Here is an 11,910-nt window from a genome sequence, read left to right as displayed (position 1 = left end):
TAAAGGGGGCTCTGCGCTTCTTTTGATATACTGTAGCGAATAGGATAACCCTGCGTTTCTTCTTGTGCGCCAGCTGAATAAAGTTAACGCAACGTGTTGTATTTATATTAATTCAGTCGTATAATAATACATATTTGCAGGACGGTTATGCATGAGCGATAATGATAGAAATGAGAATCGGGAAGCGGGGATGACAGTGACAGACAAGCTGAGAGCGGCGATTGTCGGATCAACGGGTTATGGGGGCGTGGAGCTGATCAGGCTGCTGCAGGGCCACCCTGATATAGAGATTACTTCAGTGATTTCCTCTTCGAGTGCGGGTGCGCCGATTGAGGAGGGTTTTCCGCATTTAACGGGAGTGGTTCAGCGTAAGCTGGATGGTGTAGATGCAGCAGAGATTGCAAGCAGAGCGGATGTTGTATTCACTGCTACCCCTTCGGGAGTGAGTGCAAAGCTGGTGCCCGGGCTGCTTGAGGCAGGACTCAAGGTTGTCGATCTGTCGGGGGACTTCCGGCTCAAGGATGGCGCGCAGTATGAGCAGTGGTATAAGCACCCGGCTCCTCCGGAAGCTTACCTGGAGCAGGCGGTATACGGGTTATGCGAGGTGTACGGAGAGCGTGCGGCCGGAGTGGACTTCATCTCCAATCCCGGTTGTTACCCGACAGCTACGCTGCTGGGGCTGGTTCCGGCGCTGGAGGCAGGTTGGATCAAGCCGGACAGCATCATCATTGATGCGAAATCCGGGGTGTCCGGGGCAGGGCGGGGAACAAGCCTGATGGTGCATTTTGCCGAGATCAATGAGAACTTCAAAGCCTACAAAATCAACAAGCATCAGCATATCCCGGAAATTGAACAGGTGCTGACCGATATTGCCGGGGAGAAAGTCACCGTAACCTTCACTACCCATCTGGTGCCGATGACCCGGGGGATTATGACTACGATGTATGCCGGACTGATTGGTGAACATAGTGAACAGGAACTCGTAGATTTATATCGTAACTATTATGCAGGCAGACCTTATGTGCGGGTGCGTGAGCCCGGCGTGGTTCCGGCGACGAAGGAAGTCAGCGGATCGAATTACTGTGATATCGGCTTCGCCACAGATGCACGCACGGGACGGGTTACCATTGTGTCAGTCATCGACAATATCGTTAAGGGCGCCGCAGGGCAAGCTATTCAGAACCTCAATTTGATGATGGGATGGGAGGAAACCCGCGGGCTGGGTTACACACCAGTGTATCCATAAGCGCAAGCGGTCAAACAATATCATGAGTGAGCAACCACTATATACCGTCGTAGAAGGCGGAAGTATTACTGCACCTAAGGGCTTCACCTCCGGTGGCCTGCACTGCGGTCTCAAAAAAACTGAGCGTAATGACCTCGGCGCAATTCTATGTGAGGTGCCTGCTACGGCGGCTGCGGTGTATACGACCAATGTATTTCAGGCGGCTCCGCTGAAGGTTACGCGGGAGAGTCTGGCGGACGGAACGCTGCAGGCGGTGATCGTGAACAGCGGCAATGCCAATGCCTGTACAGGGGACCAGGGCGAGGCGGATGCGTACGAGATGCGTGCCGCCGCTGCCCGCCAATTGGGTGTGAATGAACTGGATGTCGCTGTGGCCTCTACAGGTGTAATCGGTGAACTGCTGAAGATGGACTGTGTGCGCAGCGGGATTGCCGGACTGCCGGAGAAGCTGGACGCGGGCGCTGCCGGTGCGGAGGAATTCAGCCAGGCGATCCTGACCACCGATCTGGTCAAAAAAGAAAGCTGCGTAAAAGTAACGGTAGGCGGTACAGAGGTTACGATTGCCGGAGCGGCGAAGGGTTCCGGGATGATTCACCCGAACATGGCGACGATGCTGGGCTTCATGACCACCGATGTGCTCATTGACGGAGAGGATCTGCTCAGTCTGCTGCGCACAGCTACTAATTCTACTTTTAATATGATTACCGTTGATGGTGACACCAGTACGAACGATATGCTGGTCACGATGGCCAGCGGCCTGGCGGGCAATGAGAAGCTGACGCGGCTGCATGCGGACTGGGAAGCTTTTGCAGCGGCGTTCACCCATGTGTGCCAGAGTCTGGCCATGGCGATTGCCCGTGACGGCGAAGGTGCAACGAAGCTGATTGAGGTGCAGGTGAGCGGGGCGGTGCATGACGAAGGTGCGGCGGCGATTGCCAAGACCGTGGTCGGCTCCAGCCTGGTGAAGTCGGCGATCTTCGGCGCGGATGCCAACTGGGGGCGGATTATCGCGGCTGTAGGGCGCGCGGGCGTTCCGGTATCGCCGGAGCGGGTAGATATTAAGCTGGGTGAGATTGAGGTGCTGCGCGGATCGCGTCCGGTGGCTTTTGATGAGGAGCAGGCACTGCATTATCTGCAAAAAAGCGATACCGTGCTGATCACGGTAACCTTGTCAGACGGCAGCGGTCAGGCTACAGCCTGGGGCTGTGACCTAACTTATGACTATGTGCGGATTAATGCGGCTTACCGTACGTAGTGCAGATAGGTTCACCGGATTACAACAGCGGCCGAAAGCCGACTAAGCTTTTACGTACAGGGGGCAGGGAGATGACGTTAGAACCGATAGAGCCTCAGGCGCAGGCGGGGGCCGCCGGGCTGTTCGTAATGAAATGCGGGGGGAGTACGCTGGCGGCGCTGCCGGATTCGTTCTTCGAGGATCTGCGGGAGCTTCAGGTCAGCGGGATTCAGCCTGTAATCGTGCATGGCGGCGGCCCGGCGATCTCCGGCAATCTGGAGAAGCTTGGGATTGAGAGTCGCTTCGTAAACGGCCTGCGGGTAACGACGGAAGAGGTGCTGGATGTGGTCGAGATGACCCTGTCCGGCAGCATCAACAAGGCGATTGTCCGCCGAATTCAGGCCAGCGGGGGGCAGGCACTCGGGTTGTCGGGCGTTGACGGCAACCTGATCATGGCGCACCCGGTGGCCAATCACGATGAAGTGGGTCTGGTGGGTGAAGTGACTGGTGTTCGAGCGGAGATTGTGACGGGTATCCTCGCGATGGGCTATATTCCGGTGATTGCACCTGTCGGTGTAGACGGCGAAGGACAGCGGTATAACATCAATGCGGATACCGCTGCCGGAGCGGTGGCTTCTTATATAGGGTCACCGAGTATGATCGTGGTTACGGATGTGCCGGGTATTATGCGGACGGTGGATGGGGAGAAGGTGGTGCTTCCGTCCGTAACGGTGGCACAGATCGAAGCACTGATTGAGAATGGTGAAATCTACGGCGGAATGATTCCCAAGGTGCGTGCCGCTATGGACTGCATCCAGGGCCAGGTGTCTGAGGTTATTATTGTAGACGGCAAAGAGCCGCGTGTACTCAGCCGGGTGCTGAAGGGCGAAGCGCTGGGAACGCGGATTGTTCGATAAGGAGATAGCAGATTGAGTGGAAAGACGTTATGACAGGGATTCGTAGTTTTGTAGCAAACTGACAAGTAAATTAGACGCGCTGACGGGGAGCCGGCAGCAGCATGGTGGGAGAGTGACTAAGAATGAGTGAGCTTACGCAAACGGACAAGAATTCTTTGACAGGGGCGCCGCAGGAGCGTTCAGCAGGAACGAACGGACAGGGGGCCGCTCCTGCCAAGCTGAGTGCGGTATTCCCGTCATATAGCAGATATGATATCAGTCTGGTCAAAGGCAAAGGCAGCTGGGTATGGGATGAGCAGGGTAACAAGTATCTGGACTTCATGTGCGGACTTGCGGTAACGAGTCTGGGCCATGCGCCGGAGAAGGTCGGTGCGAAGCTCAAGGAGCAGATTGATACGCTGTGGCATGTCTCGAACCTGTTCCACATTCCGGGCCAGGACCGGGTAGCTGCGCTGCTGACAGAGAATAGCTGTGCGGATCAGGTCTTCTTCTGCAACAGCGGTGCGGAAGCGAATGAAGCGGCCATCAAGCTGGCGCGCCGGTATCACCAGAAGGTGCAGGGTACAGACCGCTACGAGGTCATTACTTTCGAGCAATCCTTCCATGGGCGTACGCTGGCTACACTGACAGCAACAGGTCAGGCGAAGGTAAAGGAAGGCTTCCTGCCGCTTCCGGCAGGCTTCAAGACGGTGCCGCTGCATGATCTGGAGGCGCTGAAGGGTGCCATTACCGAGCATACGGCAGCGATTATGCTGGAAATGGTGCTTGCCGAGGGCGGTGTGCTTGAGGTACAGCAGGAGTTCTTGGATGCTGTTGTAGCACTGTGCAAGGAGCACGGATTACTGCTGATCGTGGATGAAGTGCAGACCGGGATGGGCCGTACGGGCAAGCTGTTCGCTCATCAGCATTACGGCATTGAGCCGGACATCTTCACCTTGGCCAAAGGCGTAGCCAGCGGCTTCCCGGCTGGTGTGATGCTCGGTAAAGGCTATCTGCGCGAGGCATTCAGCCCGGGCAGCCACGCCAGTACCTTCGGCGGCACCCCGCTGGCGGCAGCGGTGATGGAAGCAACCATTGAGACCATGCTTGAAGATAAGCTGCCCGAGCGGGCTGCGGAGATGGGCAAATACTTAAGTGGACAGCTTAGAGCGAAGCTGGCGGACACTTCTTTTGTGAAGGAGATTCGCGGCAAAGGCCTGCTGATCGGCATTGAATGCCGGAAGCCGGTAGCCGAGATCGTTCTCGCTGGACAGAAGCGCGGACTGCTGTTCGTTCAGGCTGGCCCGGATGTGATCCGGCTGCTGCCTAATCTGTATGTCAGCACCGATGAAATTGATCAGGCGGTGGACATCCTATCGGAACTAATTCATACTTATGCTAACAAAGTAAGCGGGGAGGCAAATTGATGAGTCACGGTACACCAGGCGTAACAGAGACGATTGCCGCACAGCTCAAAGGCCGTGATTTGCTGGAGCTGAATGATTACAGCCCGGAGGAGATCACCTATTTGATTGACCTTGCGATTGAGCTGAAGCGCAAGCAGAAGAACGGTGAGGTCTACCAGCCGTTGCTGGGGAAGACGATCGGCCTTATATTCGAGAAATCCTCTACCCGTACAAGGGTGTCGTTCGAAGTGGGGATGTATCAGCTGGGTGGACATGCACTGTTCCTCAGCAAAAATGATATTCAGCTCGGCCGCGGCGAGACGGTTGGTGATACGGCCCAGGTCATGTCGCGTTATCTGGACGGTATCATGATCCGTACGTTCGGCCATGATAAAGTGGAAGAGTTGGCGCGGTATGCCTCAGTGCCTGTAATCAACGGCCTCAGCGATCTGGCGCATCCCTGTCAGGTGCTGGCGGACTACCAGACTGTATACGAGCACAAGGGCAAGCTGAAGGGACTGAAGCTGGCGTATATCGGTGACGGCAATAATATGGCGCATTCCCTGCTGATCGGCGGGGCGAAGCTGGGCGTACATGTCTCTATCGCGGGACCTGTGGGCTACGAGCCGGATGAGGCTGTAGTGGCCGAGGCACGCGAGATCGCCAAGGAGACAGGTTCAGTTATCACCGTGACCCGCAGCCCGCAGGAGGCGGTACAGGACGCTGATGTGATCTATACGGATGTCTGGGCAAGCATGGGCTTCGAGGCCGAGCAGCTGGCACGTGAAGCGGCGTTCAAGGACTATCAGGTCAACGAGGAGCTGGTGAAAGGCGCGAAGAGCGATTATCTGTTCCTGCACTGCCTGCCCGCCCACCGGGAGGAAGAGGTCAGCACCGGCGTCATCGACGGCCCGAACTCCGTGATTTTCGATCAGGCGGAGAACCGCCTGCATGCGCAGAAGGCGCTGATGGCGGCTTTGATGGGCTAGATTGAGTCTAGCTACGGGTCTGTTAGGCTCCACTGTTAAGTATTAAGTAATTAGAGTGAATATTGAGTGAAGTCAGGATCGATCTTGCAGTGGTTTTGCTTGGTCTTATACTATATAAACACTATAATAGGATGAACTTAGAATAGGTGCGGTATAAGTCGGTGCTAAGCAACGGAGTGAAGTTTGGAACTGTAGGAGCGTAAGCGTCCGCCTTTGTCTCCGGATATTATCCGCTCTAGCGGTATATTCAAGAATATCTGGAGACAACAGCGGCCGAAAGTCCAAACATTCATGCAGCTTGCGCCTAAGGCACCGGATTGTACAAGCATATTTTTGAAGATCATCCTAATCACCCTCCACAACGAAAGGAAGCTAAACCCCCATGGCAAAAGAAAAAATTGTACTCGCCTATTCCGGCGGGCTGGATACCTCAGTCATTCTGAAATGGCTGAAAGAAACGTATGATGCGGAGATTATTGCTTTTACAGCGGATATTGGTCAGAAGGAAGAACTGGACGGCCTGGAGGAAAAAGCACTCGCTACCGGCGCGTCCAAAGTCTACATCGATGATCTGCGCGACGAGTTCGCGAATGACTTCATCTACCCGATGTTCCAGGCGGGCGCACTCTATGAGGGACAATATCTGCTGGGCACCAGCATTGCCCGTCCGCTGATCGCCAAGCGCATGGTGGATATCGCTATCGCCGAAGGCGCTACAGCCATTGCCCATGGAGCTACAGGTAAAGGGAATGACCAGGTGCGTTTTGAACTTAATGCCGCTGCATTGTCACCGAGCATTAAGGTAATTGCGCCTTGGCGTCTGGAAGAGTTCCGCAACCAGTTCCCGGGCCGTGCGGAGATGATCGCTTACGCCGAAGCCAACGGTATTCCGGTACAAGCCTCAGCGGCTAAGCCGTACTCGATGGACCGCAATCTGCTGCATATCAGCTATGAGAGCGGCGTGCTGGAAGATCCTTGGTTCGATCCAAGCGCACCGGAGAACAAGGAAATGTTCCTGCTCTCGAATGCGCCAGAGGATGCTCCGGATGAAGCCGAGTACCTGGAACTGGACTTCCTCAAGGGCGACTGCGTAGCGCTGAACGGTGAGGCGTTGTCCCCGCTGCAAGTCATGGAGAAACTCAATGAGCTGGGCGGCAAGCATGGGATTGGACGCGTGGATATGGTCGAGAACCGTTTTGTCGGCATGAAGAGCCGCGGCGTGTATGAGACTCCGGGCGGAACGATTCTGTTCACCGCTCACCGCAAAATGGAATCGATCACCATGGACCGTGAAGTGATGAACCTGCGTGACAGCTTGATCACCCGTTACAGCACGCTGGTGTATAACGGCTTCTGGTTCGCACCGGAGCGGATTGCAATGCAGGCCCTGGTGAAGGAGAGCCAGAAGAATGTGACCGGTACGGTACGCGTGAAGCTCTACAAGGGGAACATCATCGGCGCCGGAGTGAAGAGTCCGGTCAGCCTGTACAACCCGGATATCGCCACCATGGAGGCAGATCCTACCCAGGCCTACGACCAGGGCGATGCGACCGGATTCATCCGTCTGAATGCCTTGCGTCTGAAGGTATCGGCAGGCGTAGCAGAATCCAATAAATAAGTAGCAGCATATAAAAGCGGATACAAGAAGGCCGTTCCTCCCAACTGGACAGGGGCGGCCCTTCTAACGTCTATCGAGGAGGAACAACAGGTGAGCAAGCTGTGGGGCGGACGTTTTACCAAAGGAACGAACAAGCTGGTAGAGGAATATACGGCTTCTATCGAGTTCGATAAAGTGCTGGCGGAAGAGGATGTGCAGGGCAGTCTGGCCCATGTCACGATGCTGGGTAAATGCGGAATTCTGCCGCAGGAGGATGTCGAGACGATCAAGAACGGACTGGCGAAGGTACTGGAGATGGTACGCGCGGGGGAGATCGTATTCTCGGTTGCCGATGAAGATATCCACATGAATATTGAAAAGAACCTGATCGAACAGATCGGCCCGGTCGGCGGCAAGCTGCACACCGGACGCAGCCGCAACGACCAGGTGGCTACAGATATGCACCTCTACCTGCGTAACCGCGTGGTGGAGCTGGTGGCACTGCTGCACGAGCTGCAGGGTGCGCTGATCGGGCAGGCCAAGGATAACCTGGAGACTATCGTTCCTGGATATACCCACCTGCAGCGGGCACAGCCGATTCTGTTCGCGCATCATCTGCTGGCTTACGTGTCAATGTTCCGCCGCGATGCGGAGCGCCTGACCGACAGCTACAAGCGGATTAACGTACTGCCGCTGGGTGCCGGGGCGCTGGCGGGAACGACGTTCCCGATTGACCGCCACTACGTGGCCGAGCAGCTTGGCTTCGACGGAGTCTATGAGAACAGTCTGGATGCGGTCAGCGACCGTGACTTCATCGTGGAGTTCCTGGCGAATGCATCGCTCGTAATGACTCATCTGTCCCGGCTCAGCGAAGAGCTGGTGCTGTGGAGCAGCACCGAATTCAGCTTCGTGGAGCTGGATGATGCCTTCTGCACCGGCAGCAGCATCATGCCGCAGAAGAAGAACCCGGATGTGCCGGAGCTGGTACGCGGTAAGACAGGCCGTGTCTACGGCAACCTGATCGGACTGCTGACCGTGCTGAAGTCGCTGCCGCTGGCCTATAACAAGGACATGCAGGAAGATAAAGAAGGCATGTTCGATACAGTAGCTACCCTTACAGGGGCCTTGCAGCTGTTCGCGCCGATGATCTCCACCATGAAGGTGAACAAGGCACGGATGCGTGAAGCGGTGAATACGGACTTCTCCAACGCGACCGATATCGCCGACTTCCTGGTGGGCAAAGGCCTGCCGTTCCGTCAGGCACATGAGGTGATCGGCAAGACCGTCCTGTATTGCATCAACGAGGGCAAGTTCCTGCTCGATCTGACGCTGGACGAATTCAAGCAGTTCTCGCCGCTGTTCGACGACCAGATCTATGCGGTGCTCCAGCCCGAAGCCGTGGTGAACGCCCGTAATGTCTACGGCGGTACCGCCACGGTTCAGGTGCAGGCCGCCATCGGGCGGGCCGAAGCGGACCTGACGGCTGCGGGTGAATGGGTGAAGCAGCATGGTGGAGCCGTGTAACCTATATGCAGGTCGTCTGCACTGCCCGCTAGAGGCAGAGGATTACTGAAGGCATTAGAGACTGTCATTTGCAGCGGAAGCTGCAGAAGGGCAGTCTTTTTTCAATAGACAATAGGGGGGAAGGTATGGATTGGGAAGCCCATATTGAATGCTGGAGCCGTACTGCGGTCAGGCTGCTGGAGGTTCAATTATTCGCTGCGCAAGCAGGAACGGTGCCTGAGTATGATGTGGCGGCTACGGGTTTTTTCCTGCTGACTGTGCAGGGCGAGGCGACTGTTAGTCTATCGGGGACGGTCTACTCAACCCGGTCTGCGCCTCTTCTGCATGGCGGCAAGGAAACGGAGCTCGGGCTGATGCCGCTGGACAACGAGTTTGTCTGTTATTTCATTCGCTACCAAGCCGACAGTCTATTTCCAGAGGACCAGGAGAGCTTCAATATGCCGTATGCCTTCACTCCCTATACACTGCTGCCCTTGCAGGAGAAGTGCCAGGCAATGGATCGTCTGTGGCAGCATACCGCCCCGCTGGAGAAGCTGGAGGCACAGACGATTTTTCATCAATTTGTATATGAGGTTATGCGGCAGATTCACTCCTCGGCTCAGGGGACCAGCAGACCGGGTGTAGTCACTGAAGCCATTCACTATATCCATGAGCATTACAGTGAGCCGATTACCGCAGAGGTATTGGCCGGAATGTGCAGCTGCAGTACGAGCTACTTGTTCCGCATGTTCAAGAGTCAGCTTGGGTTCGGTCCTATCGATTATCTGATCCATGTACGAATCCGCAGATCCAAGCAGCTGCTGCTGCAATCCAATGCCCGAATTCAGGAAATCGCAGGCAGTGTGGGTTATGCCGATGTCTATTATTTCAGCCGTTTGTTCAAAAAGCATACCGGCTGTTCGCCGCAGCGATTCCGGGAGAACAACAAGCATACCGTTCAGAATAATCCATTACATCTGCTGAAATCGTCTATTGTATCTGGTAAGCCTGTTTCTCATAATGATAATGAGAATTATTATCAGTTAAATGAGGAAGGGGACACATCGATGTTCAGATTTTCAAGACCGGCCTTAGGGGCTGCGCTGCTGTTATGTTCAGCCATATTTCTAAGTGCATGCCAGACAGGTAACAACACTGGAAAGGCAGCCTCTGAGCCTATTCCCACCAGTACGGCTGCAGACAGCGAGGCCGCAGATACACGTATTTACAAGCATTTGAAGGGGGAGACCGAGATTCCCGTGAAGCCTCAGCGGGTCGTCAGTCTTTTTCATCTGGGGGAATTGATGGCGCTTGGAGTGAAGCCGGTGGGAGCAACAACCTTCATTCTGAACAATCCGCTGTTAAGCGATGTGTCGGATATTGAAGATGTAGGTTCTACGCCTGATGCGGAGAAGATCCTATCGCTTGCGCCTGATCTGATTATTACAACAGCCCCGTTCGCGGAGGTAGTCGAAGGAGGATACGAGGCCCTGAGCCAGATTGCACCAACCCTTGTAGTGGAGCAGTATAATGATCCGGTCAAGGATGTCGAAATGTTCGGGGATATTCTGGGCAAGCAGACGGAAGCGAAGCAGTGGAACAAGGATTTTGCAGCAAAAATAAAAGAGTCCAAAGAAAAAATCGCTCCCTACATCGAACCGGACGAAACCTTCTCCATTCTAAATGTGCGTTCCGGTGCCGTCTTCATTTACGGGGATACCAATCTGGGCGGCAACATCGTGTATAAATATCTGGGCCTGAAGCCGACTGAAAAGGTGGAGAAAGAGGTCATTCACGGAGAGACCTGGGAGATCTCCAGCGAGGTCATTCCTGATTTCATCGGTGACCGGCTAATTCTCGCAGTGAATGAAGGGGCGGAGGCAGAGCTGAAGAACGTGGATAAGCTCATTCAGAATTCACCGGCAGGGAAAGCGGGCAAAATCTACAATATTGACTTCAATCAATTCCTGTTCAGTGATCCGATTTCGGTAGAACAACAAATGGACATCATCGTTAACCTGCTGGCAGGGAGCAGTACGTAATTACGCGGGTAACCATAAAAAAAGGGCGCTGGATGAATTGTCCAGATCCCTTTTTTTGAAAATATAATGCCCAGGGTTCATTCGATACCGCTTACAATATCACAAGCACTACTTCCCCAGCGGCAGCCACTTCAGCACATCGCGGATCTTGGTATCCCAGTATCCCCACTCATGCTCGCCCGGCCCTTCCTCGTAGGTCAGAGACAGCTTGGTCTTGGAGCAGGCCTTACGGAAGACCTGATTATCCTCATACAGGAAATCCTCGGTTCCACAGCACTGATAGAGCAGCGGCTTCGGCCCTTTGGAGCGGTTCACTTCCTCTAGCAGCCATAGCAGATCTTCCGGAGAACCAGCAATGTCTTTGTCCCCAAAAATCTGCAAATAATCCTTGGTTCTCTGCGATGGATCTTCAAAGTTCAAGAAATTGTGTGCCATATCGAGTGCCCCGGACAGACTCGCTGCTGCGGCCCAGTCCTGCGGCTTGCGCAGTCCCAGCTTCATTGCCCCATAACCGCCCATCGACAATCCCGCCACGAAGTTATCCTCGCGCTTGGTCGACAAAGGGAAGAAGGAACGGGCCAGTGCCGGTAACTCCTCACTAATGAATGTCCAGTACTTACCGCCCGCCTCCATATCCGTGTAGAAGCTGCGGTGGACCTGCGGCATAACAACAGCGATGCCCAGCTCTGCTACATAACGCTCAATTGAGGTCCGGCGCAGCCAGATCGAATCATCGTCAGACAGGCCGTGCAGCAGGTACAGGGTGGGGTGTAAGGTCCCTTTGGAGACATTACTCATTCCGATCTGCGTAGTGGTCTGCTGCGGTAGAATGACAGTCATCGAAGTACTGAGCCCCAGCACCTCCGAATAAAATTTACATTCAATCAAAGCCATTTGCGTATCCCCTTTCTGCCCACATGATAGCACAGCCCCTACCTGATATAAACTGTAGATTTCTCCAGATTTATTGTCCGCAAGCATTGCTGCTGCCGGAGGA

At 54.8% G+C, this 11,910-nt stretch carries 9 protein-coding genes; 8 read left to right on the top strand and 1 reads right to left on the bottom strand.

Annotation, left to right across the window (positions count from 1 at the left end):
- Positions 1 to 190 precede the first annotated feature (190 nt).
- The 8 genes from argC to MKY86_RS28480 all read left to right on the top strand — a co-directional run bounded on the left by argC (position 191) and on the right by MKY86_RS28480 (position 10,913).
- A complete protein-coding gene (gene argC, locus MKY86_RS28515) occupies positions 191 to 1,246 on the top strand; it encodes an N-acetyl-gamma-glutamyl-phosphate reductase (protein ID WP_076080146.1) in 1,056 nt (351 codons plus the stop codon).
- Between the two features lie 22 nt (positions 1,247 to 1,268).
- Positions 1,269 to 2,501 (top strand): bifunctional ornithine acetyltransferase/N-acetylglutamate synthase, encoded by a 1,233-nt coding sequence (argJ, locus tag MKY86_RS28510; RefSeq protein ID WP_076080060.1) that lies wholly within the window; start codon positions 1,269 to 1,271, stop codon positions 2,499 to 2,501.
- Positions 2,502 to 2,572: 71 nt separating this feature from the next.
- Complete coding sequence (argB, locus tag MKY86_RS28505; protein WP_076080061.1) at positions 2,573 to 3,397, top strand: acetylglutamate kinase; 825 nt, start codon at positions 2,573 to 2,575, stop codon at positions 3,395 to 3,397.
- A 122-nt stretch (positions 3,398 to 3,519) separates the two neighbouring features.
- On the top strand, positions 3,520 to 4,803 hold the full coding sequence (locus tag MKY86_RS28500) for an aspartate aminotransferase family protein (protein ID WP_340827626.1): 1,284 nt from the start codon (positions 3,520 to 3,522) through the stop codon (positions 4,801 to 4,803).
- Positions 4,803 to 5,771 carry an ornithine carbamoyltransferase gene (gene argF / locus MKY86_RS28495; protein ID WP_076080062.1) on the top strand — a complete coding sequence of 323 codons (969 nt, stop codon included), beginning with the start codon at positions 4,803 to 4,805 and terminating at the stop codon, positions 5,769 to 5,771. Before MKY86_RS28500 ends, argF begins: the two co-directional genes overlap by 1 nt.
- 382 nt (positions 5,772 to 6,153) lie before the next feature.
- Complete coding sequence (locus tag MKY86_RS28490) at positions 6,154 to 7,389, top strand: argininosuccinate synthase (protein WP_076080063.1); 1,236 nt, start codon at positions 6,154 to 6,156, stop codon at positions 7,387 to 7,389.
- 90 nt (positions 7,390 to 7,479) lie between these two features.
- Positions 7,480 to 8,892, top strand: a complete 1,413-nt coding sequence (gene argH / locus MKY86_RS28485) for an argininosuccinate lyase (protein ID WP_076080064.1) — start codon at positions 7,480 to 7,482, stop codon at positions 8,890 to 8,892.
- 125 nt (positions 8,893 to 9,017) lie between these two features.
- Positions 9,018 to 10,913 (top strand): AraC family transcriptional regulator, encoded by a 1,896-nt coding sequence (locus tag MKY86_RS28480; RefSeq protein ID WP_076080065.1) that lies wholly within the window; start codon positions 9,018 to 9,020, stop codon positions 10,911 to 10,913.
- 108 nt (positions 10,914 to 11,021) lie between these two features.
- Here the strand turns inward: MKY86_RS28480 and MKY86_RS28475 are convergent, their stop codons facing one another.
- Entirely contained in the window at positions 11,022 to 11,807 is a 786-nt protein-coding gene (locus MKY86_RS28475) for an alpha/beta hydrolase (protein ID WP_076080066.1), read from the bottom strand.
- Between the last annotated feature and the right edge of the window lie 103 nt (positions 11,808 to 11,910).

Origin of the sequence: Paenibacillus sp. FSL R7-0333 (assembly GCF_038000365.1) — a bacterium.
Taxonomy (GTDB): Bacteria; Bacillota; Bacilli; order Paenibacillales; family Paenibacillaceae; genus Paenibacillus_AQ; species Paenibacillus_AQ silagei.
The sequence above is the reverse complement of the archived record's forward strand: the minus strand, read 5'-3'. Positions and strand labels throughout refer to the sequence as shown.

Bases quoted from the DNA above. Each gene is read 5' to 3' on its own strand.
- argB (WP_076080061.1), top strand. From the start codon at position 2,573: ATGACGTTAGAACCGATAGAGCCTCAGGCGCAGGCGGGGGCCGCCGGG.
- argF (WP_076080062.1), top strand. From the start codon at position 4,803: ATGAGTCACGGTACACCAGGCGTAACAGAGACGATTGCCGCACAGCTC.
- MKY86_RS28500 (WP_340827626.1), top strand. From the start codon at position 3,520: ATGAGTGAGCTTACGCAAACGGACAAGAATTCTTTGACAGGGGCGCCG.
- MKY86_RS28475 (WP_076080066.1), bottom strand. From the start codon at position 11,807: ATGGCTTTGATTGAATGTAAATTTTATTCGGAGGTGCTGGGGCTCAGT.
- argC (WP_076080146.1), top strand. From the start codon at position 191: ATGACAGTGACAGACAAGCTGAGAGCGGCGATTGTCGGATCAACGGGT.
- MKY86_RS28480 (WP_076080065.1), top strand. From the start codon at position 9,018: ATGGATTGGGAAGCCCATATTGAATGCTGGAGCCGTACTGCGGTCAGG.
- argJ (WP_076080060.1), top strand. From the start codon at position 1,269: ATGAGTGAGCAACCACTATATACCGTCGTAGAAGGCGGAAGTATTACT.
- MKY86_RS28490 (WP_076080063.1), top strand. From the start codon at position 6,154: ATGGCAAAAGAAAAAATTGTACTCGCCTATTCCGGCGGGCTGGATACC.